The organism is Mycobacterium sp. SMC-2 (assembly GCF_025263485.1).
In the GTDB taxonomy this organism is placed as follows: domain Bacteria; phylum Actinomycetota; class Actinomycetes; order Mycobacteriales; family Mycobacteriaceae; genus Mycobacterium.
This window is the reverse complement of sequence record NZ_CP079863.1, coordinates 909387-929468: the sequence shown is the minus strand read 5'-3', so window position 1 is coordinate 929468 and position 20082 is coordinate 909387. Positions and strand designations below refer to the sequence as shown.

24 protein-coding genes are annotated in these 20082 nt (G+C 67.5%); 10 read left to right on the top strand and 14 right to left on the bottom strand.

The annotated features are described in order from the left end of the window. Positions 1–51: 51 nt before the first annotated feature. Positions 52–1458: a chloride channel protein gene (locus KXD96_RS04430; RefSeq protein ID WP_260745208.1), complete on the top strand. Its 1407-nt coding sequence runs from the start codon at positions 52–54 to the stop codon at positions 1456–1458. Here KXD96_RS04430 and KXD96_RS04425 read toward each other — a convergent pair. Together KXD96_RS04425 and KXD96_RS04420 are read right to left on the bottom strand one after the other, a co-directional pair. Beyond that, positions 1455–2000: a Dps family protein gene (locus KXD96_RS04425; protein ID WP_260743162.1), complete on the bottom strand. Its 546-nt coding sequence runs from the start codon at positions 1998–2000 to the stop codon at positions 1455–1457. The genes KXD96_RS04430 and KXD96_RS04425 overlap by 4 nt on opposite strands. Positions 2001–2091: 91 nt before the next feature. Beyond that, positions 2092–3003, bottom strand: a complete 912-nt coding sequence (locus tag KXD96_RS04420; RefSeq protein WP_260743160.1) for a DNA-3-methyladenine glycosylase — start codon at positions 3001–3003, stop codon at positions 2092–2094. Between the two features lie 51 nt (positions 3004–3054). Between KXD96_RS04420 and KXD96_RS04415 the strand changes: the two genes are divergently transcribed. After that, positions 3055–3453 carry a nuclear transport factor 2 family protein gene (locus KXD96_RS04415; RefSeq protein ID WP_260743158.1) on the top strand — a complete coding sequence of 133 codons (399 nt, stop codon included), beginning with the start codon at positions 3055–3057 and terminating at the stop codon, positions 3451–3453. Here the strand turns inward: KXD96_RS04415 and KXD96_RS04410 are convergent. The 4 genes from KXD96_RS04410 to KXD96_RS04395 form a co-directional block, all read right to left on the bottom strand. Continuing rightward, positions 3450–3830: a DUF427 domain-containing protein gene (locus KXD96_RS04410; protein ID WP_260743157.1), complete on the bottom strand. Its 381-nt coding sequence runs from the start codon at positions 3828–3830 to the stop codon at positions 3450–3452. The genes KXD96_RS04415 and KXD96_RS04410 overlap by 4 nt on opposite strands. A gap of 65 nt (positions 3831–3895) precedes the next feature. Further along, positions 3896–4711, bottom strand: a complete 816-nt coding sequence (locus KXD96_RS04405) for a class I SAM-dependent methyltransferase (RefSeq protein ID WP_260745207.1) — start codon at positions 4709–4711, stop codon at positions 3896–3898. A gap of 22 nt (positions 4712–4733) precedes the next feature. Then, entirely contained in the window at positions 4734–5765 is a 1032-nt protein-coding gene (locus tag KXD96_RS04400; protein WP_260745206.1) for an NAD-dependent epimerase/dehydratase family protein, read from the bottom strand. Positions 5766–5767: 2 nt separating this feature from the next. Continuing rightward, a complete protein-coding gene (locus KXD96_RS04395) occupies positions 5768–6274 on the bottom strand; it encodes a nuclear transport factor 2 family protein (protein ID WP_260743156.1) in 507 nt (168 codons plus the stop codon). 90 nt (positions 6275–6364) lie between these two features. On the opposite strand from KXD96_RS04395, the gene msrA reads away from it, so the two are divergent. After that, positions 6365–6877 (top strand): peptide-methionine (S)-S-oxide reductase MsrA, encoded by a 513-nt coding sequence (gene msrA, locus KXD96_RS04390; RefSeq protein ID WP_260743154.1) that lies wholly within the window; start codon positions 6365–6367, stop codon positions 6875–6877. A gap of 11 nt (positions 6878–6888) precedes the next feature. Here msrA and KXD96_RS04385 read toward each other — a convergent pair whose 3' ends face one another. Then, the gene (locus KXD96_RS04385) at positions 6889–8214 is read right to left on the bottom strand and encodes a cytochrome P450 (protein WP_260743153.1); all 1326 of its coding nucleotides are present in this window, start codon (positions 8212–8214) and stop codon (positions 6889–6891) included. Between the two features lie 130 nt (positions 8215–8344). On the opposite strand from KXD96_RS04385, the gene KXD96_RS04380 reads away from it, so the two are divergent. After that, positions 8345–8956, top strand: coding sequence for a TetR/AcrR family transcriptional regulator (locus KXD96_RS04380; RefSeq protein WP_260743151.1), 612 nt, complete (start codon positions 8345–8347; stop codon positions 8954–8956). Between the two features lie 39 nt (positions 8957–8995). After that, positions 8996–9208, top strand: a complete 213-nt coding sequence (locus KXD96_RS04375) for a molybdopterin-binding protein (protein WP_260743149.1) — start codon at positions 8996–8998, stop codon at positions 9206–9208. Positions 9209–9282: 74 nt separating this feature from the next. On the opposite strand, the gene KXD96_RS04370 is transcribed toward KXD96_RS04375, so the two are convergent. Both KXD96_RS04370 and KXD96_RS04365 read right to left on the bottom strand, forming a co-directional pair. Beyond that, a complete protein-coding gene (locus tag KXD96_RS04370; RefSeq protein ID WP_260743148.1) occupies positions 9283–10173 on the bottom strand; it encodes an alpha/beta fold hydrolase in 891 nt (296 codons plus the stop codon). A 29-nt stretch (positions 10174–10202) separates the two neighbouring features. Beyond that, positions 10203–11438, bottom strand: coding sequence for a sulfotransferase (locus tag KXD96_RS04365; RefSeq protein ID WP_260743147.1), 1236 nt, complete (start codon positions 11436–11438; stop codon positions 10203–10205). Positions 11439–11466: 28 nt separating this feature from the next. On the opposite strand from KXD96_RS04365, the gene KXD96_RS04360 reads away from it, so the two are divergent. Both KXD96_RS04360 and KXD96_RS04355 read left to right on the top strand, forming a co-directional pair. Beyond that, positions 11467–12042 carry a TetR/AcrR family transcriptional regulator gene (locus KXD96_RS04360; protein ID WP_260743146.1) on the top strand — a complete coding sequence of 192 codons (576 nt, stop codon included), beginning with the start codon at positions 11467–11469 and terminating at the stop codon, positions 12040–12042. Beyond that, positions 12039–13142 carry a DUF1214 domain-containing protein gene (locus tag KXD96_RS04355; protein WP_260743144.1) on the top strand — a complete coding sequence of 368 codons (1104 nt, stop codon included), beginning with the start codon at positions 12039–12041 and terminating at the stop codon, positions 13140–13142. The genes KXD96_RS04360 and KXD96_RS04355 overlap by 4 nt, the downstream gene beginning before the upstream one ends. An 80-nt stretch (positions 13143–13222) precedes the next feature. Here KXD96_RS04355 and KXD96_RS04350 read toward each other — a convergent pair whose 3' ends face one another. Continuing rightward, a complete protein-coding gene (locus tag KXD96_RS04350; RefSeq protein WP_260743143.1) occupies positions 13223–14329 on the bottom strand; it encodes an acyl-CoA desaturase in 1107 nt (368 codons plus the stop codon). Between the two features lie 26 nt (positions 14330–14355). Further along, the gene (locus KXD96_RS04345) at positions 14356–15450 is read right to left on the bottom strand and encodes a flavin reductase family protein (RefSeq protein ID WP_260743141.1); all 1095 of its coding nucleotides are present in this window, start codon (positions 15448–15450) and stop codon (positions 14356–14358) included. Between the two features lie 97 nt (positions 15451–15547). On the opposite strand from KXD96_RS04345, the gene KXD96_RS04340 reads away from it, so the two are divergent. Continuing rightward, a complete protein-coding gene (locus tag KXD96_RS04340; protein WP_260745205.1) occupies positions 15548–16195 on the top strand; it encodes a TetR family transcriptional regulator in 648 nt (215 codons plus the stop codon). 39 nt (positions 16196–16234) lie between these two features. Here the strand turns inward: KXD96_RS04340 and KXD96_RS04335 are convergent, their stop codons facing one another. Together KXD96_RS04335 and KXD96_RS04330 are read right to left on the bottom strand one after the other, a co-directional pair. Next, on the bottom strand, positions 16235–16627 hold the full coding sequence (locus KXD96_RS04335) for a hypothetical protein (RefSeq protein ID WP_260743139.1): 393 nt from the start codon (positions 16625–16627) through the stop codon (positions 16235–16237). A 37-nt stretch (positions 16628–16664) separates the two neighbouring features. Continuing rightward, entirely contained in the window at positions 16665–17270 is a 606-nt protein-coding gene (locus KXD96_RS04330) for a GNAT family N-acetyltransferase (protein ID WP_260743138.1), read from the bottom strand. Positions 17271–17336: 66 nt separating this feature from the next. On the opposite strand from KXD96_RS04330, the gene KXD96_RS04325 reads away from it, so the two are divergent. Further along, on the top strand, positions 17337–18431 hold the full coding sequence (locus KXD96_RS04325) for a F420-dependent hydroxymycolic acid dehydrogenase (RefSeq protein ID WP_260743137.1): 1095 nt from the start codon (positions 17337–17339) through the stop codon (positions 18429–18431). Here the strand turns inward: KXD96_RS04325 and KXD96_RS04320 are convergent. Then, the gene (locus KXD96_RS04320) at positions 18428–19345 is read right to left on the bottom strand and encodes a cation diffusion facilitator family transporter (RefSeq protein ID WP_260743135.1); all 918 of its coding nucleotides are present in this window, start codon (positions 19343–19345) and stop codon (positions 18428–18430) included. The two genes, KXD96_RS04325 and KXD96_RS04320, sit on opposite strands and share 4 nt — an antisense overlap. A 129-nt stretch (positions 19346–19474) precedes the next feature. On the opposite strand from KXD96_RS04320, the gene KXD96_RS04315 reads away from it, so the two are divergent. Continuing rightward, positions 19475–20053 carry a hemerythrin domain-containing protein gene (locus KXD96_RS04315; protein WP_260743134.1) on the top strand — a complete coding sequence of 193 codons (579 nt, stop codon included), beginning with the start codon at positions 19475–19477 and terminating at the stop codon, positions 20051–20053. The last annotated feature ends 29 nt before the right edge of the window (positions 20054–20082 follow it).

The window sequence follows — 20082 nt, the reverse complement described above, 5'->3', positions numbered from 1 at the left end:
CGCGCCGTGACCGAACAAACCGACGGCGAACCCCAGCCCACTGAGGTCCCAGTGGCCTCGGCCCCCGGCGCCGGTGGGAGATTCGGGGCGTCGATCAGAAAGTCCGGCTACCTACAGAAGTGGTTGCTGCTGGGCGTCACGATCGGCGTCGTCGCCGGCCTGGGAGCGGTCGTCTTCTATCTGGCGCTGAAGTACACCGGCGACTTTCTGCTCGGCTACCTGGGTGGCTACCAGATTCCGAGGCCCGTGAGCGAGGGCGGCGGCCACGGAGATCCCGGTTTTCGCCGCGCGTGGGCGATCCCGCTGGTGACGACGGGGGGAGCGTTGCTGTCCGCCTTGATCGTCGCGAAGCTCGCCCCGGAGGCCACCGGCCATGGCACCGATCAAGCCATCGAGGCCGTGCACGACGATCCGCGCGCCATCCGCTTCCGGGCCGTGCTGGTGAAGATGGTGGCCAGCGCGCTGACCATCGGGTCCGGCGGTTCGGCGGGCCGGGAGGGCCCGACGGCGCAGATTTCGGCCGGATTCTGCTCGCTGCTGGCGCGACGGCTCCACCTGTCCGACGAGGACGGCCGGATCGCGGTGGCGCTGGGCATCGGCGCCGGCATCGGGGCGATCTTCGCCGCGCCGCTCGGCGGGGCGGTCCTGGCCGCGTCGATCGCCTACCGCGACGATTTCGACTACCGCTGCCTGTTGCCCGGATTCATCACCTCCGGCACGGCCTACGCGGTCCTCGGCGCTTTCCTGGGCTTCGATCCAATGTTCGGTTACATCGACGCCGAGTACCGCTTCGAGAGGGCATGGCCGCTGCTGTGGTTCGTGGTCATCGGCCTGGCAGCTTTCGCGATCGGCTACCTGTACGCCCGGACCTTCCACGCCGCGGTGCGGCTCACCCGCCGGCTGCCGGGCGGCCCGGTGCTCAAGCCCGCGATCGGCGGGCTCCTCGTTGGCCTACTCGGTCTGCTGATTCCCCAGATCCTCAGCAGCGGCTACGGCTGGGCGCAACTGGCCGCCGACCGCGGGTCGCTGCTGGGCATCCCGTTGTGGGTCGCCGTCCTGCTGCCCATCGCCAAGATCGTCGCCACGTCGCTGTCGATCGGCACCGGCGGCTCCGGCGGACTTTTCGGGCCCGGGATCGTGATCGGGGCCTTCGTCGGGGCAGCGGTCTGGCGGCTGGGCGAGCTGTCCAACCTGCCGGGCGTGCCGCACGATCCCGGGATCTTCGTCGTGGTCGGCATGATGACCTGCTTCGGCTGCGTCGCGCGGGCGCCGCTCGCCATCATGATCATGGTCGCCGAGATGACCGGTTCGTTCTCGGTCGTGCCGGGCGCCATCCTCTCCGTCGGCATCGCGGCATTGCTGATGTCGCGCACCAACGTCACGATCTACGAGTCACAGCGCCTGACCCGGGAGACCGCCGCGGCCGAACGCCAACATCGGGCCCGGGACGGCCGCTAGGAACTGCGTGCGCTGCTCGCCGCGTCCTTCTCGGTGGTCGACCCCTCGTGGGTCAACTTCCCGCCCGCGTTCTCCAGGTGGGCGCGGACGAACCACTGGAACTTCTCCAGGCTTGCGGCCTGATCGATCAACAGGTCCTGGGTAACCGGGTCGAGCTCCTCGGTCTCTTCGATGTACCTGCGGATGTCCTCGATGATCCCGGTGTAGACGAGGTCGAGCGCGGCCAGGTGCGCCTGCACGCAATCGCGGCCGACCGAATAGTCGTCCCAGGTACGGTCTTTGATGATCGCGCCCGGCGTGCCCTGCGGTGACCCGCCGAGGGCCGCGATGCGCTCGGCAACGTCATCGGCGAAACCACGGACCGCTTCCACCTGCGGGTCGATCATCTCGTGCACGCCAATGAAGTTGGGCCCCACAACATTCCAGTGGACATGCTTGAGGGTCAGGTGAAGATCGTTGTAGGTGCTCAGTTGTTTTTGCAGCAGTTCGGTCAGCCGCGCTCCCTGTTTGTCGGTGAGCCCCGGGATGGTGAACTGTGTCATCGATTTCCTCCGTTCGCACACGGTCACGTCTCACGGGGGTTACCCGATGGCCGTTGCTGAAAACGCGGGCCGGGCGAGGCCATCACCACGTTTAGAGCTCGCTGATGTGCTGCACCGGTAGCCGGGCGCCCCGTCGGGGTTCGTATGCCAGTCCGCTCGCCTCGAGCAAGCGGACCACTCGGTGGCGGTGTGGTCGCATCGGCTCGAGCAGCTCGACCATGCCCGCGTCGTCGACCGGGCGGCCCGTCAGCGTCCAGCCGATCATCTTCGGGACGTGATAATCACCCACCGACAGCGCGTCGGCGTCACCGAACGCCCGTTGCGCCGTCTCGGCGGCGGTCCATTCCCCCACCCCCGGCAGCGACATCAGCGCCTCGCGGGCCTGCGCGGCAGGCCGGGAGGTCAGTCGTTCCAGCGAGGCGGCCCGTCGCGCGCACGCGACCACGGTCCGCGCCCGCCCCGGGTCGACATTGGCGCGGTGGAATTCCCACGACGGGATGTGTCGCCACGCCTCGGCCGAGGGTGGCACGCGCATCCCGGCCGGCGCCGGTCCCGGGGCCGGTGAGCCGTACTTCGACACCAGCAGTCGCCACGAGCGAAACGCGTCGGCGCCGGGCACCCGCTGCTCGATGATCGCCGGAATCAGGGCCTCCAGCACCAGCCCGGTGCGGCCCAGCCGCAAGTGCGGGACCCGACGGTGCGCGGCGGCAACGGTCGGGTCGCGGGGCGCGAAACCCGAGGCGTCGTCCTCGAGGCCGAGCAGCGCGGGCAGCCTCTCGACGAACTCCGGCGCCCCGCTACCCCACGCCACGCAGTGGGCGGCGTTGGCCGCGGCGCGGCTGATCCTGGCGGCGACCGGCCCGCTGGGCAGCAGGCTGGTCCGCCAAATGGTGCCGTCACCGGACACCTGGAAACAGGGATCGCCGAACCCCCGGCGAAGCGGCGCCAACGTGTGCCCGAAGCTGACCGCCCCGGGGAAGGTGACAGTGCGCGCGCGCTCCACCGACCAACTCTCCGATTGACCGTTAACGATGTACCAAGTCAATATTGCGATGTGACGACGCCGTTCGATGACCCACAGGGCGAACTGGCTTGGATGTTCCTACAGAGTACGAGCGAGGGCGGCGACCTCGACGAGGGCTTCGCGCTGCTCAGCGACGACTTCACCTACTGGTCACTGGTCACCCGCACCTCCTGCGACAAGGAGACCTTTCGCCGAGCGGTCGAGCGGCGCAAGCAAGACCTCGAGCTGACCATCGACCTGGTGCGCTGTGTCAACGAGGGAGAGACCGTGGTGGTCGAGGCGCAGGCCACCGGCACCACCACGAGCGGCGTCCAATACGACAGCCCGTTCGTCTGCATCTTCGACACCCGCGACGGGCTGATCGTCTCGATGCGCCTGTACAGCGACACCCGGGCCCACGAGGCCGCGCTCCCCGGGTGGATCTGCTAGGACGCCGAGACGCTGATTTCGGCCTTGTTCGGGTAGAACGCGACATGCCCGGCGATCGCCGCGACCGCCGGATAAGGCTGTTCGTAGGTCCAGATGACGTCGTCGACGGTGTCACCGGCCGAGCTCGTCACGCTGTAGTAGCTCGCCTCACCCTTGACCGGGCAGTACGAGCTGGTGTCCGTGCGGGTCAGCCGGTCTTGCGTCACGTCGCTCAGCGGAATGTATTGCACCGCAGGCAAAGTGGCTTCGCGCAATTCGAGGGCGGCCGTCGTGTCGGCGACCAGCTCGCCGTTGACGCGCACCTGTACCCGCCCCTTCGTCGGCTCGATGGTGATCGGGTGGCCAGCGTTGGGCTCTTTGATTTCGGGGTGGCTCATGCTCTCCTCCTAGCCGCCTTCCAAACGATGATGTTCAACGCGGGCCGCCGCCCGAGACTTCCCGGTCAGGGCGGTCCGAATGCGTAGCGGTGATATTGGGCCATGTTGGCCATGGCCGGAACCAGCGACATAACCCTGCCCATCACGTGGTAGGGGCGCGGAAGTCGCTCAAAGGTCTCCGATTCAAACCACCTCACCCAGGAAAGCAACCGAGTGCCGGGCACCGCCGCGAGGATCTCGCCCGGCCCGTCGATGCCCCAGCTCAACTTCGATCCGGACCGGCGCACCACCGTGTTCATCCACTGAGACTTGATGCCGATGCGGTTGAACGCGTCGAACTGCAACTCGCCGCGGTCGAAGCGATCAACCACCCGTCGCAGCAGCGCAATGCCGTCCCGTTCGCTCAGATACATGGTCAGGCCCTCGGCGATCATCAGCGCGGGCCGGCCGTCGGGTACCTGCGCCAGCCAGGCCGGATCGGTCACCGACGCGGCGACGACGTGGCAGTGCTCGGCAGCGGGGTAGAGCAGGGTGCGCAGGTCGGCGACGTCGGGGTAGTCGACGTCGTACCACTCCACCAGCGGGCCCGGCTGGAGCCTGAAGTACCGGCCGTCCAGTCCGCACCCCACATGCAGGACGACGGCGCTCGGATGCGCGTCAAGGAACTGGCGAGCCCACATGTCGAAGTGCGCGGCGCGGGTCGTCACCGACGGTGATTTGCGCGCGGTGATGGTGGTCTTCGTCCAGTCGTACTCGATCCGCTGGACGACCTCCTTGGCATAACGGTCGCCCAGGATCGGGTTTGGCAGGTCAGCGTCGAGCGCCTTGGCATACAGCGTCGCCAGCATCGTCTGCGGCGGCCCCTCGAGATCGACGCGTATCCGGTCCACGGGAAGGTGGCACCTACTCGGGCTGCGCGGCCGGGCTGGCCTTTCGCGGGGTGCGCATGGCGGCCCAGAACCGGGCCGCCTCGCGAATCGATTCCTCGACCGGGCGCGGCTGCCAGCCCAATTCCCGCTTCGCCTTGCTGCTGTCCACGTCGGCTTCGGCGCGCATCATCCGCACCGACGCCAGGCTGAGTTCGGAGTCTTTGCCGGTGAGCCGGGCCTTCAGGCTGCCCAGCGCGGAAAGGGCGTAGAGCATCGGCACCGAGATCGCGCGCTTGGGCGGCGGGACTCCGGCCTCGTCGGCCGCGATGCGGACGACGTCGTTCAGCGCGATCATCCGCTCGGAGACCAGGTATCGCTCACCGATGCGCCCGCGCTCGGCGGCCAGGATCATGGCCCGCGCCGCGTCGTCGACGCCGACCACTTCCAGCCGAATGCCGTTCATTCCGAAGGGCAGCTTGCCGAACACCGCGCCGGCGATGAAGGCACCGTGCGGGGTGCCGCCCCAGTCGCCGCTGCCGTAGGTCGTCGACACGCACATCGCGATGGCGGGCAGGCCGGCCTCGGCCACGTACCGCATCACCAGATCTTCGGCCTGCACACGGGATTGGACGTAGGGAGTCAGCCCGCGGGAACGGATCACGTCTTCCTCGGTCGCCACGTGCCCGCGTCGCCGGCCCACCGTGGCGTAGGTGCTCGTGAAGATGAACCTGCGCAGGTCGGGTTGCTCGACGGCGACGTCGAGAACGTTGCGCAGGCCTTCGACATTGGTGCGAAACAGCGGCGCCGGGTCGCGCAGCCAGGCGCGAGTGTCGACGACGCAGTAATAGACGTCGTCCACCCCGTCCATCGCCGCACGCAATGTGGCGTCGTCGAAGACGTCGCCGTGGAATCGGGTCAGCTCGAGGTCGTCGATCGAGCGGGTGTTGGCGTTCGGGCGCACCATGGCCCGCACCTGGAAACCGTCGGCCACCAGCAGGCGGGTGACATGCGAGCCCAGAAAGCCGTTGGCGCCTATAACCAGCTTGGGGCCGAGTTTGGGTTTGATGCTCACCGAGACCCTCCGTGCTCTTGCATCCACCGCGCTGCGTCTTCGTCGAGCGTTCCCAGCGCCTGGGCCTTGCGGCACCACTTCATGCCGGCCGACAGGAAACGCAGCGGGTTGTAGATGTCCTCCTGACGGCGCCACAATCCGTCGCCCGCGTACGTGACGATCGAGATGTTGGTCGCGCTGATCACACTCCCGTCGCCCGGGTCGCGCATGGGATTGTCGAGCTCGCAGATGATCCGCCCGGTGGGCTCGTCGATGACCGACCACAGCGAGGGGAAGGCCACCATGTGGCTGCCGGGGTACGTCGTCATCGTGCGCCTGATCCACTCGCGGACCTCGTCGCGGCCGTGCATGGTTCCTGCCGCATGCTCGACGTACTCGACGTCGGGCGTGTACTGCTCGACCCAGGCATCCCAGTCGCGGGTCTCGGCGGCCCGGGCCACCGTCTCCTCGAACTTCTCGAACGCGGCGGACAGCTCGCCGCGGGAGAACTCTTGCGCCGTCATGCTGCGGAACTTCGGAAAATCGTTGCGACGTTGCGGCTCATCGGCGGAGTGTAGCCTGGGCGGCAGCGTGGCCGGTTAGGAGGACGAGCAATGGCAACCCAGAAAGCGATACTCGCCGGCGGCTGTTTTTGGGGGATGCAGGAGCTGATCCGCAAGCAGCCGGGCGTGGTTTCGACCCGCGTCGGTTACACCGGCGGTGACGTCCCGAACGCGACCTACCGCAATCACGGCACGCACGCCGAGGCCGTCGAGATCGTCTATGACCCAGCGGTTACCGACTATCGCACCATGCTGGAGTTCTTCTTCCAGATCCACGATCCGACAACGAAGGACCGCCAGGGCAACGACCGCGGACCCAGCTACCGGTCGGCCATCTTCTACCTCGACGACGAGCAGAAGCGCATCGCGCTGGACACCATCGCCGACGTCGAGGCGTCCGGGTTGTGGCCCGGCAAGGTCGTGACCGAGGTCAGCCCCGCCGGAGACTTCTGGGAGGCCGAGCCCGAGCACCAGGACTACCTGCAGCGCTACCCGAACGGGTACACCTGCCACTACATCCGCCCGGGCTGGAAACTGCCGCGCCGGGCGACCGCGGACCGGTAGGCAGGCCCGGTTCAGCGCCGGTGCACCACGATCCGGCCGCCATCTTTGGGCGTGTAGGCAACGCCCCGGCCGTGCCAGCGTTCCCCCGGCGCCGTCGTAGTGTCAATGATGAAGTCGCGCAACACGGTTCGCAGCACGACGTCCATCTCCATGTTGGCGAACGCGGCCCCCACGCAGCGACGGGTGCCGCCACCGAACGGGATCCACGCAAAGGCCGACGGCTTGGTCCCGACGTACCGCTGCGGGTCGAAGCGCTCCGGATCGGGGAACACGTCGGGATTTTCGTGAATCTGCGCGATGCTCACCAGGATTGACTCGCCGCGGGGAATGACCCACTCCCCGAGTTGGTAACGCGGCAAATAGACGCGCCGCGCGGCGAAATCGATCACTGTTCGGGCCCGCTGGACTTCCAGGATGGTTGCCTGGCGCAGCTCCTGGCCCGCGTTGTCGGCCTCCTCGACCAGGGCCGCCAGCACATCCGGGTGCCGCGTCAGCCGCTCGAACGCCCAGGCCAGCGTCGAGGCCGTTGTTTCGTGGCCGGCGGCCAGCAGGGTGAGCAATTCGTCGCCAATGTCCTTGCGCGACATGGCCGTGCCGTCTTCGTAGGTGCTGCGCAGCATCAGCGCGAGCACGTCGGTGCGCTCATCGAAATGCGGATCGGCCCGCTCGGCTTCGATCAGCCGGTCGATGACGACGTCGTACTGGCGGCGCCACTCGTCCAGGCGGCCCCATGGCGTGTATCGACCGTAATTGCGTCGCGGCTTGGGCATGGTCGCCATCCGCGAGCCCAGCGTGACCCACGGCGGGATGAGGCGGCGCAACTCGTCGAGTTCGGCGCCTTCGGCCCCGAAGACGGCGCGCAGGATGGCGTTGAGCGTGATGCGCATCATCGACGGAAGCGTCGGGAACGCCTGGCCCTCCGGCCAGGCGGCGGTCTCCCGCGAGGTCTCTTCTTCGATGATCGCCTCGTACTTCTTCATGCTCTTGCCGTGGAACGGCGGCGCCAACAGTCGCCGCCGGCGGCGGTGGTCCTCCCCGTCGAGGGCGAACACCGAGCCGGAGCCGAACAGCCGGCTCAGGTTGGGCTGAATGTTGCCGAGCTCGTCGGGGCCGGTGGTGAAGATCTGCTTGGCCAGCGCCGGGTCGCCGACCACCACGACCCGCCCATACATCGGCAGGTTCAGCGTGAACACGTCGCCGTAACGACGGGCCAGCCGGTGGATCATGCCGCGCCGCGACACCGCAAAACCCAGACCCTGCAACACCTTTGGTAGGCGCGCGGCGGGGGGCAGCCTGACGGCGGCGGTTCCCGATGGGGCGGTGACGACTTCACTCATGGCGGGCTACTCCCCATAGTCTGCCCCGAGTAACGGGGTGGTACCGCGGTGTACCAAAACCTAAACCGATACGGTACTCTGCAGTACCAGGCGTGACAAGGGTGCCGTACCAACGAAAGGGGCGCCGGCCGTGACTCCAGCGGCGACAGCAACGGCTGACGAAGCGGTTCTCGGCGACCGGTTCCGGCTCAGGTTGCTCGACGGCCTCGCCACCTCGATCGCCGAGCGGGGTTACCGCGCCAGCACCGTCGCCGACATCGTCCGCAATGCCCGCACCTCCAAGCGCACCTTCTACGGCGAGTTCGCGAGCAAGGAGGAGTGCTTCCTGGAGCTTCTGGGGTCCGACATCGAAAAACTCGGCGAATCCATCGCGGCTGCCGTCGAGCCCGAGGCGGATTGGCATCAACAGATTCGTCAGGCGGTCGAGGCGTACGTCAGCCACATCGAGTCCCGGCCGGCCATCACGCTGAGCTGGATTCGAGAACTCCCGTCGCTCGGCGCCGCCGCCCGCCCGGTGCAGCGCCGCGGCCTGCAGTTGCTGTCCAGCCTGCTGATCGACCTCAGCGCCAGCCCCGGCTTCCGGCGGGCCCAGCTGCCTCCGCTGACCGCCCCGTTGGCGGTCATCCTGCTGGGCGGCCTGCGCGAACTCACCGCCCTCGCCGTCGAAGACGGAAAACCGGTGCGGGGCATCGTCGAGCCGGCCGTCGACGCATCCATAGCCCTGCTCGGCCCGCGACACTAGGCTCATCGCACACCCCTCAACCAGATGGAGGACCTTGCGATGCGGCTATCGACCCGAAACCAGCTCAAGGGGACCATCACCGAGGTCGACCTCGGCACCGTGATGGCGATCGTGAAGGTCAAGCTCGACGGCGGCGAGCAGATCGTCACGTCCTCCGTTACCAAGGACGCCGCGACCGACCTTGGCCTCAAGGTCGGCCAGCCCGCGACCGTGTTCATCAAGTCCACGGAAGTCACCATCGGCGTCGACTAACCCACGGCACGGTCGCTGACCACGCCGGCTTCCCGCGACACATAACCGGTTGCGCCGAAACGGCGCGCAACGGTTTATGTTTCGATGCGGAGGAACGCCCGCACGCGGTCGAGCACCAGCTCCGGCCGCTGTTCGACGATCCAGTGCCCGACGCCGTCGACCAGCTCCACCTCGAAATCGCTTATGTGGTCGGCATATCCATCGGTCAAGTCCGCCGTGATCACCGGGTCGTCGGTGCCCGTCAACCATCGGACGGGGACGTTGACCCGAGCGTCGTCGTACTCGCCGCGCATCCAGCGCAGCATCTCGCCGGTCTGAAAGCTGCGATACCACCGCGAGCCGGCCTCCGCGTGGCCGGGCTGGCGCATGCACTCGATGTAGAGCTGGATGTCCTCATCGGGTGGGGCGAAGCCGCCGCCCACCCAGGACGTCAGCAGGCGAACGAAGCGGGAGTTGGGATTGCTGATGATCCGCGGCCCGACGACCGGCAGCGATATCGGGACCTGATACCAGAACCGCCAGATGTTGCTCACCGTCGACAGACTGCGCTTCACCCAGGGCGCCACGGTGTTCACCCCGAAGAACCCAGTCACCTTCTCGGGGTGACGCAGCATCATGATGAACGCCACCGGCCCGCCCCAGTCGTGGGCGACGAGCCTGACCGTCGCCACACCGAGGCGATCCAGCACGGCGGCCAGGTCCTCGGCCATCTCGGCCTTGGTGTAGCTCGAGCGCGGAGCCGAACTCCAGCCCGCACCGCGCAGGTCCGGGCACAGCACCCGATAGCCGTCGGCGGCCAGCGGGCCGATCAGCTCGCGCCATTCCCACCAGTTCTCGGGGAAACCGTGCACCAGCATCACCGCGGGCCCCTCGGCGGGACCGGCGTCCGCGACGTGGATCGTCACGCCGCTTCCCAGCTCCACGTACCTGTGTTCAACCCCGTCCAGCGCCGGCATAGTGACCATGAATGGAGAAGGTAGCGGCCTGCTGCGGGTTAGGCCAGAAACCGCTCGACATAGGGCGCGAAGCGGCTCCGCAGATCAGCTTCGTCCAGCCCGAACATCTCGCAGGACGTCGCGACGCTTCCCAGCCGGCCACGCCGGTGGGCCGCCAGGTACTCGTCGATCGCCGCCCGGGCATCGTCGCCGAACGACTCGCCGGCCAGGGCGTAGACCCGTTCGGCGACGCCGATTTCGTCGGCCATGAAGTCGTCGAACCGGACGTCGATCGAACGTTCGGGACCGATGGTGTCGCGGTCGCGGACGAGCGCGGAGAGCATGTCGTCCAGGCGTTCGATCCACGATGCCGCGATCTGCTCCACCGGAACCGGCGAGCGGTGCATGCGCGCGGAGTAGGCGATCATCGCGATCATCGACAGCGCGACCGGCACGGGATCCCGGTGCGTGAAAACGACTATGCTGCCGGGGAATACGCGATCGAGGACCGGCACCTGCTCGAGGTGCTGGGGTGACTTGAGCAGCCAGCGCCGGCCGCCGCGCAGAAACTGCATGGCCTTGAGCTGGCGCGCGAGGTATTCATAGTGCGGGGTCTGGTCGTGGGCCTGGTAGTAGTCACGCCAGCGCGGCACGTCGGCCAGCGTCTCGAACAGCATGGTCGAGAAGTCGTTGGCGAGCAGTTGGATCTCTTCGTGGACGTGCTCGGTGGTCATCTCGTGCATCAGCGGGAAATGCGGCATCACGGTGTTGATCACCCCGACCGCGACGTCCATCCGCGCCCGCCGCGGATCCGGCTCGACCCCGGCCTCGGCCGGTAGCGGGAACGGTTCCACGCTTTCCCAATACGGCATGGTGCGAAAGGTGGGCGGGGCCGCCAGCAGGTTGTGCAGGTGGGTGGTGCCGGTGCGGGGTAGGCCGGCGATCACCACCGGCGGTTGCAGCTCGATGTCGTCGATCTCGGGATGCCTGTTCAGGAGATCGGTGAACAGCAGCCGGTTCTTGAGCAGCTGCACCAACTGGCCGTAGAAGTTGACCATCCCGGCGTCGTGGCGGCCGTCGATGTCACGCAGCGCGGCGAGGTAGACGTCGAGCCGCTCCCGATAGTCGTCCGCGCCGAAATCGTCCAGCCCGGTGTCGGCGGTGGCCCTGGCATGCAGCGCGTCGGCATCCAGCGGACAGTCGGGCGCCAGCGTGGCCATCATGTCGAGGATTTGCTGGGCCTCGGGGCTGAATCGGGGCTGGGCGAGGTCGTCAAGGCGAACGGCGTCGGTCACGCCGACTTATGTTACTTTCGGTTTCGTAATGGTAGTCGATTTTGGCCGCCCCCGTGATCCCCGCATCGACGGCGCTGTGCTGAGCGCGACCGTCGACCTGCTCGCCGAGACCGGCTACGCCGGGCTATTGGTCTCCGCCATCGCCGAACGCGCCGGCACGAGCAAGCCCGCCATCTACCGGCGCTGGCCGAGCAAAGCGCACCTGGTGCACGAGGCGGTGTTCCCCATCGGGGCCGCGACCGAGCTCCCCGATACCGGGTCCCTGCCCGAGGACCTACGCGAAATGGTCCGTCGCTCAATGGCTTTCCTGACGACGCCGGCCGCCAGGGCGGCCCTGCCCGGGCTCGTGGGCGAGATGGCCGCGGACCCGACCCTGCACTCGGCGCTGCTGGAGCGGTTCGCCGGCGTCATCGGCGGCGGCCTGACCGAATTGCTGGCGCGGGCCGCGCGCCGCGGCGAGGTCCGGCCCGACGTGAGCGCCACCGAGCTCACCGACGCCATCGCCGGCATCACCCTGATGGGCTTACTCACCCGCGTCACCGAACTCGACGACGCGTGGGTCGACCGCACCACCACCTTGCTCCTGAAGGGAATCAGCGCATGACGCACGAATCGACGGCCGCGTGGCAGGAATTGCTCGGCACCCTGGGCACCCTTGACCGGTCCTTCCTACAGGGCGACCGGGCGGTGACCGACGACCGCCAGATCGCCGACGGCTACCGCATGCTCGCCAGCACGCTCGGCGTCGCGTTCGACACCTACCTCTTCCCCGAGCCCGGCCGGCCCCAGTTCGTCGCCGTGAACACACCGTTTCGCCGGGACCGCCGGTGGGGCGGCGACAACACCGACGCCTACTACTTCATGTGCCCGGTGGATCCGGCCCGCCGTTACCGGATCAGCGGCAACAGGGGTGACAGCGTGTACTTTTCGGTGACCGCCTACAACGAGCCGTCACCGGGCGCCTGGTCGGACCGCGTCGTCGCGATCGTCCGCGACAGCGATCTCGACATCGACGCCGACGGCAACTTCGCCTTCGAACTCGGCCCCACGCCCGACGCGGCCGTGCTGATGACCCGCGACTATCAAGCCGACCCGCTGACCGGCCGCCCAGTCGTCTGGCACATCGAGGCGCTCGACGAGCCGGACCCAATCCGGCACGGCGACGCCGAGACGGCCGCGAGCCTGCGCGCGATCGCGACCTGGCTGCGCACCATGTTTGCCATCGTGCCGCTGGCCGTCGGGACGCGCGTGGACGACCAACATGCGTTGGGGCACGAAACCGCACACGCCGCGAACGCGTTCGCCGACCCCTATCGGGTGCCCGACGCCAACTTCGGGTGGTCGGCGCGCGATGCCTGCTACTCCTACGGCAGCTTCGTGCTCGACGACGACGAAGCGCTGGTGGTCACGCACCGGCCTCCCCCATGCAGGTTCTGGAACCTGGTGGTGTGGAACCAATTCATGGCCACCTTCGGCGCAGCCGACGCCCGCTGCTCGATCAACGGCCACAGCGCCGCACTCAACAGCGACGGCTCGGTGACCATCATCTTGTCCCGCGGGCTGACCGCCCACCCGAATTCGCTTACCACGCTGGGCTATCCGCGTGGCAACCTCGCCTTCCGGTGGTTCCTGGCCGACGGTGTACCGGCCCGGCCGGAGGTGGAACTGGTGAAGGTCTCGCAGGCGCCGACCGCCATCACCTAGCCCGCCGAGCGTGTGGCCTAAGTACGCGAACCGCGTTGCATTCGTGCGTAGACCGCACAGTCGGCGGACGTGGCGCGGGCTCAGGCGGCCGCGGGCACCGGATCGGCGGACCGGCCGGCGGTGGCCTTCCGCAGCACGGAGTCCGGGAAGGTCAGCCGGACGATCTTGCGGACGACGGTGCCAAACTGCCGCAGCAGCGGCCCGCGGTTGTAGGGGACGCCGTAGCGTTCGCAGATCGCCTGCACCTCGGGCGCGACCTCGGCGTAGCGACGCGCCGGCATGTCCGGGAACAGATGGTGCTCGATCTGGTGGGAGAGGTTGCCCGAAAGCAGGTGAAAGAGCTTGCCGCCGGTGAGGTTTGCCGAACCGAGTACCTGGCGGAAGTACCACATGCCGCGGGACTCGTCCTTGGTCTCCTCGACGGTGAACTCCTGCGTACCGTCCGGGAAGTGGCCGCAGAAGATGATCATGTACGACCACACGTTGCGCATCAGGTTGGCCGAGAGGTTGCCCGCGAAGACGAACGGCGCGAACGGCCCGGCCAGCAGCGGGAAGGCCACGTAGTCCTTGAGGGTTTGCCTGCGCGTCTTCTTCCAGATGGCGCGCAGCACCTCGCGCTTTTCGGCGAGTTCGATCTCGCCGGCGCGGATGCGTTCGGTCTCCAATTCGTGCAGTGCGACGCCGTACTGGAACAACGCCATCAGCAAGAAGGCGTAGAGCGGGTTACCGAGAAAGTAGGGCTCCCAGCGCTGGTCCTCGCTCATCCGCAGGATGCCGTAACCGATGTCGCGGTCCATCCCCACGATGTTGGTGTGGGTGTGGTGCATGTAGTTGTGTGAGTGGCGCCATTGATCGGCCGGGCACGCGGTGTCCCACTCGAAGGACCGGCCCGAGACGGTCGGGTCGCGCATCCAGTCGTATTGACCGTGCATGACGTTGTGCCCGATCTCCATGTTGTCCAGGATCTTCGAGACGCCCAGCATCGCGGTGCCGAGCAGCCAGGCGGGCGGCAGGAAGAGCAACGCGCGGCCGCCGACTTCGAGCGCGCGCTGAACCTTGATGACGCGGCGGATGTAGTCGGCGTCCTGCGCGCCCAGGCTGGCCATCACGCGCTCCCTGATGGCGTCCAGCTCGCGGCCGAATGCGTCGGCCTGTTCGGGGGTCAGGGTGATCTTGTTCTGTGTCATGGGTTTTCCTCCAGAAGTTGGTGGCGCTACAGCGTTAGGTCGACGTCGCCGACCGGGACGGACACGCAGATCTGCACGTCCTCGTCCGGAACGGTCGAGACCGCGCCGGTGACGAGGTTGCGCACCGTTCCGGCGGTCTTTCGCCGGGTGCAGGTGTGGCAGATACCCATCCGGCAGCCGTTGTCGGGTGCCAGGCCGGCCGATTCCGCCTGTTCCAGCAGGGAGCGTCCGTCGTCGACGACATCGACCCCGCTGTCGGAGAAGCTGACCCGTCCGCCCGAGGGATTGGCCGGCGCCTCGAACGACGGTGGCACGAAGCTCTCGCTGTGGACGTTGTCGCAGTGGTGTCGCACGGCATCGACCAAAGGTGTTGGCCCGCAGACGAACACCGCGTCGGGTGCTGGCATCGCGGCGGCCAGATGCGCGGCGTCGAATCGGCCGGCGAGATCGCCGCCGTCGGATCGGGTGTAGCCGTGCAGGACGCGGACTCCGGGCAGCGTCGCCAGCTCGTCGCGGTAGCAGGCCTCGGCCGCGGTGCGGGCGTAGTGGATGAACGCGATCTCGCCCGGGTGATTCTCGACGACCAGGGTCCGCAGCATCGCCATCACCGGTGTGATGCCGCTTCCACCGGAAACGAACAGGGTCCGCCGCGGCCGCACCGCCGGCAACACGAAGTCGCCGCCGACGCCCGCCAGACCGACCACCATGCCGCGGCGGGCGTGCTCGTACAGGTAGTTGGAGACCAGCCCGCCATCGTGCCGACCGATCGTCACCTCGAGGTGGGCGGCCCCTTCGGCGTTGGCCGGCGAATAGCAGCGGGTGTGCCGCCGGCCGTCGACCTCGACGCTGAGGTTGACGTATTGGCCGGCTTTGACGGTCCAGGCGGACGTGAAGCTCTCGTTCGGGGCGAGGGTGAGGGTGACGCTGCGGACGGTTGTGCGGCGCACGTCGATCACCTTGGCGCGGGCCTCCCCCAGCGTCCAGGTCGGCGCCACCAGCTCGGTGTAACGGTCTACGCCGTGCGGACCGGTGAGCAGGTCGAGCAGGTCGGAACCCAAGACTCGCTTCCGCAAAGTCCGAGCGAGGGCCCGACCAGAAGTCTGAGCGGTTTGAGTGAACATATGTACACCGTGCGGGCGCACCACCCGGTCAGTCAAGGGTTTACTGCAGCTCTGTGGTAGGGTTCACATAGTGAACAGCCGTACTCCTAGCTCACGGGTGCGCAGTTCTGGTCGCGAGCGCACACGCGAAAGCCGATCGCGCGAGGAGCGCAAGGAGGCCACCCGTCGCGCCATCATCGCCGCGGCGCTCAAGCTGCTGCAGGACCGTAGCTTTTCCAGCCTGAGCCTGCGCGAGGTGACCCGTGAGGTGGGGATCGTGCCGGCGGCGTTCTACCGTCATTTCGACTCGATGGAGGCCCTCGGGCTGGTCTTGATCGACGAGTCGTTCCGAAGCCTGCGCGACACCCTGCGTGAGGCGCGCGCCGGCAAGCTCGATCCGAACCGGGTGATCGAATCGTCCGTCGAAATCCTGGTCGCCAGTGTCGCGCAGCGGCGGGAACATTGGCGATTCATCGCACGCGAACGCAACAGCGGGCTGAGCGTGCTGCGTTACGCCATCCGCACCGAGATCCGGCTGATCACCTCCGAACTGGCCACCGACCTGGCGCGCTTTCCGCGGCTGCACGAGTGGACAACCGAAGATCTCAACGTACTGGCGACCCTGTTCGTCAACGCGATGATCGTCATCGCGGAGGCCATCGAGGACGCGCAAAGCGCCGAGGCTTTGGAAGACATCCGGCGGATCGCCGTCAAGCAGTTGCGGATGATCGCCATCGGCATTGCCGGCTGGAAGAGCACGCCCTAGCGACCCGTACCCGCAGTGAACAGTCGAACACTGGCCGCATCACTCCGTCGTCTGCGTAAAGTCGGGCGCGGCGTTCTCGTCGACTACCTCGTACAGCGACTGGCCGTCTTCGGGCACTCCGTCGATCTGGCCCCTATGAGCGCGCCCGGGCGGACCGTCGGCCGGCACGCTCGCGTCCGGGGTGTCGGGCGATATGTCAGGCTCCTCCTCGGCGAGCCGGGCGTCCAGGGATTCGCCCTCGCGCTCTTCCCGCGCCGTCATGCCGAACCGGTTCGCTTCGCTCCAGCCCTCGGGTGGGTCGACGACGATGTCGCCGTCGTCGTTGTGGAGCTCGTCGGAGTCGGTGCCTTCGCTCGGGTTCAGGGTGTCACCGGGCCCGCCCTCCTCGGGAAAGTCGGCCGGGTCCACCTCGGCCTGGGGGTTTTCGCTCATGCGAGGACGGTTGCCCGCCGGATCGGGGGGCTAAACGCTACCGCGGCGTGCGCCACATCGCCCACATGCTCGGCCCGCCCTCGGGCAACGTGAGCTCGCGGGTCACGGTGAAACCGAAACGTTCGTAGTACGGCACATTCTCGGGCTTGCTCGATTCGAGATAGGCCGGACAGTATTCGGCGTCGCAGCGCTCCAGCCGTGACCGCATCAGCGCCTGGCCGAAGCCCTGCCCGCGGACCGAAGGGTCACTCCCGATCGCGGCGAGATACCAGTGTGGCTCTTCGGGATGCGCGCGCTTCATCAACTCCTGCACGCCGCGTGCCCTCGTCGCCTTCAGTCCGAACACGCGCAGAAAGGTCGGCGTCATCAACAGCTCACCCAGGCGCGTCTCGCGCCACTGATTCGGCGGGTCCCAGAGCGCCGCCGCCCCGATGCCGGGGCCGCCGGGGGCCACCTCGACGCCGCCGCAGCCCAGATGATGGTGGCGTGTCATCGTCGCGAACAACCGGTACAAGTTCGCCGTCCGGGCCCTCGCGTCGGGCAGCAGCCAGGTCATCACCGGGTCGTCGTAGAAGGCCCGGGCCAGGGTGCGCGACAGTTCGCGGACATCGGCCTTGCGCGCAGGATGCGCCTGGGGAGTCACCCGAGTCAGGTTAGCGGGTGCCGTTATCCTTCGGCGTCATCGCCGGGGTAGCGGTACGTTACTTCGGTGACCGGCGTTTCGCGTCGCGCATTCGGGCGGATGGCCGCCGGTGCCGGCATGCTCGGCACCGCCGGGCTTCCCGCCGGCTGCGGTCGCGGAAGGACCGACCACGCCACACCCGCCGCTCCGCCGCCCGCGGCCAAGGGAGTGGGTGTGGTGCTCTCGCATGAACAATTCCGCACCGACCAGTTGGTTGCACAAGCCCAGGCCGCCGAACAGGCCGGCTTCCAATATGTCTGGGCCAGCGACCATATCCAGCCGTGGCAGGACAACGAGGGCCATTCGATGTTCCCGTGGCTGACCCTGGCGCTGGTGGGCAACGCCACCAGCCGCATCTCGTTCGGCACCGGGGTGACCTGCCCCACGTATCGGTATCACCCGGCCGTGGTGGCACAGGCCTTTGCCTCGCTGGCGGTCCTCAGCCCCGGACGGGTGTTCCTGGGGGTCGGCACCGGGGAACGGCTCAACGAGCAGGCGACCACCAACGCGTTCGGCAAGTACACCGAGCGCCACGATCGCCTGATCGAGGCGATCAGCCTGATCCGCCAGTTGTGGAGCGGATCGCGAATCTCGTTCGCCGGAAGCTACTTTCAGACCAACGCGCTGAAGATCTACGACACACCGCCCACACCCCCGCCGATCTTCGTGGCGGCCAGCGGGCCCAAGAGCGCGACACTGGCCGGTCGATACGGTGACGGCTGGATCGGTCAGGCCCGGGACGTCACGAACCCCACACTGGTGGCCGCGTTCAACGCCGGCGCGCGGGCCGCCGGCCGCGACCCGGCCGGCCTGGGCAAGCGGGCCGAGCTGTTCGCGGTCGTCGGCGACGACGCCGTGGCAACCACCGCCGCCGACCTGTGGCGCTTCACCGCCGGCGCGGTCGACCAGCCGAACCCGGTCGAAATCCAGCGCGCCGCGCAGGCCAACCCGATCGACAAAGTGCTGGCCAACTGGACGGTCGGCACCGATCCCGCCCCACACGTCAAGGCGGTGCAAGCGGTCTTGGACGCCGGCGCCGTTCCGTTTCTGCATTTCCCCCAAGGCAATCCGTCGACGGCCATCGAGTTCTACCGCACCAACGTCCTGCCCAGGTTGCATTAAGTCGTCCCGGGCTCGACCTCGGGCTGAATGTAGACGACCCGCACCGCGGGCACGCTGTCACGAATGCGCGCCTCGGCATTCCTGATAACTTCGGCGGCGGTGGCGAACTGCCTGTCGGGCCCGAACACGACCTTGGCGACCACCACCATCTGATCCGGGGCGAGGTATTGGGTGCGCAGGTCAACCACGGAATCGACGTTCCCGGCCCGCTGCAGGGCGGACCGAATCTTCTTGCACTGGTCGGTGGTTGCTCCCTCGCCGATCAACATGCTGTGCGTCTCGATGATCAATACCACGGCGATCACGGCCAGCAGCGCACCGATGCCAAGCGTACTGACCGCGTCCCACAACGGGTTTCCCGTGACGACCGTCGCCGTCACGCCCGCGAACGCCACGCCCAGACCGACTAGTGCGGCGCTATCCTCCAACAGCACCACGGGTGGCTCCGGGATGCGGGAATTGCGGATGAACTGCCACCAGCTGTCGGAACCCTTCAGCCGCTTGGCCTGGGTCCGCACCGTCCGCAGGCTCAAGGCTTCCAAGGCCGCGGCGACGACGAGGATCGCAATGGCAACGCCCGGTGCGGTCAGCGGCTCGGGGTGGGTGATCTTGCGATAACCCTCATAGCTGGCGGCTACCGCCCCGAGGACGAATACCAGCAGGGCGACGACGAACGAGTAGAAGTAGCGGCTTCGGCCATACCCGAACTGATGCAAGGCATCTGGTCGCCTGAGCGCCGCATGCTTGCCCACCATCAACAACACTTCGTTGATGGTGTCGGCAAGTGAGTGCACCGACTCGGCGAGCATGGCCGAACTTCCGGTGACCAGGTAGCCGGCGAGTTTCGCGACGGCGATTCCGGCGTTGGCAGCGAACGCCGCCAAGACAGACTTGGTGATGCCGTCAGCCGCCATCGCGTAAAGCTACCCCCGACCGCATAAATCGAAACGGTGGAGCTTGCGGGTTCGGGCGCCCGTTTCAACACCATAGCCCTGGGTATCCGCAGGCCACTTCGAGTGACAAGCCCAACTGGAAGGCAAGGCATGGACGCAATTACTTTTCTTCGTCAAGACCACAAAAGTGTGCTCGGTCTGTTCGAGACGCTCGATGGGGCACCATCGGGTTCTGGCGCCGAGGCGAGCGGCCTGGAGACGATGGTGAACAACCTCATCATCGCCGAATCACAGCATGAGGTCATTGAGGAACAGTTCTTCTGGCCGGCGGTGCGCAACGCAATCGGTGACGGACTGGTCGACAAGGCCATCGAGCAGGAGCAGGCCGGCAAGCAGCTGTTGCAGCGGCTGGAGGACGGCAAGCCCGGCGATCCGGACTACCACGAAGCGCTGCAGGAGTTCGTCCGCGCGGGCCGTGAGCACATCGCGTACGAGCAGGACGTGGTGTGGCCGCAGGTCGAATTGGCGATCAGCCGCGAGGAGCTGGAGAAGATCGGCGAAAAGCTGGAACAGGCAAAGAAAATCGCGCCCACCCGGCCCCACCCCGGCACCCCGCCCAACCCGGCGGTGCTCAAGACGGTGGGAATGGGGGCGGCGGTCGTCGACCACGTGCGCGACGCGTTCACCGGTCGCGCCGAGGACAACCCGCCGGACCCGCAAGTCAAGTAAGGCAGACTCGAGGGCCGGGCGCTGAATCG

Bases quoted from the DNA above. Each gene is read 5' to 3' on its own strand.
- KXD96_RS04425 (WP_260743162.1), bottom strand. From the start codon at position 2,000: ATGACACAGTTCACCATCCCGGGGCTCACCGACAAACAGGGAGCGCGG.
- KXD96_RS04410 (WP_260743157.1), bottom strand. From the start codon at position 3,830: ATGAGCCACCCCGAAATCAAAGAGCCCAACGCTGGCCACCCGATCACC.
- KXD96_RS04395 (WP_260743156.1), bottom strand. From the start codon at position 6,274: ATGACGGCGCAAGAGTTCTCCCGCGGCGAGCTGTCCGCCGCGTTCGAG.
- msrA (WP_260743154.1), top strand. From the start codon at position 6,365: ATGGCAACCCAGAAAGCGATACTCGCCGGCGGCTGTTTTTGGGGGATG.
- KXD96_RS04385 (WP_260743153.1), bottom strand. From the start codon at position 8,214: ATGAGTGAAGTCGTCACCGCCCCATCGGGAACCGCCGCCGTCAGGCTG.
- KXD96_RS04375 (WP_260743149.1), top strand. From the start codon at position 8,996: ATGCGGCTATCGACCCGAAACCAGCTCAAGGGGACCATCACCGAGGTC.
- KXD96_RS04370 (WP_260743148.1), bottom strand. From the start codon at position 10,173: ATGGTCACTATGCCGGCGCTGGACGGGGTTGAACACAGGTACGTGGAG.
- KXD96_RS04360 (WP_260743146.1), top strand. From the start codon at position 11,467: ATGGTAGTCGATTTTGGCCGCCCCCGTGATCCCCGCATCGACGGCGCT.
- KXD96_RS04355 (WP_260743144.1), top strand. From the start codon at position 12,039: ATGACGCACGAATCGACGGCCGCGTGGCAGGAATTGCTCGGCACCCTG.
- KXD96_RS04350 (WP_260743143.1), bottom strand. From the start codon at position 14,329: ATGACACAGAACAAGATCACCCTGACCCCCGAACAGGCCGACGCATTC.
- KXD96_RS04345 (WP_260743141.1), bottom strand. From the start codon at position 15,450: ATGTTCACTCAAACCGCTCAGACTTCTGGTCGGGCCCTCGCTCGGACT.
- KXD96_RS04335 (WP_260743139.1), bottom strand. From the start codon at position 16,627: ATGAGCGAAAACCCCCAGGCCGAGGTGGACCCGGCCGACTTTCCCGAG.
- KXD96_RS04320 (WP_260743135.1), bottom strand. From the start codon at position 19,345: ATGGCGGCTGACGGCATCACCAAGTCTGTCTTGGCGGCGTTCGCTGCC.
- KXD96_RS04315 (WP_260743134.1), top strand. From the start codon at position 19,475: ATGGACGCAATTACTTTTCTTCGTCAAGACCACAAAAGTGTGCTCGGT.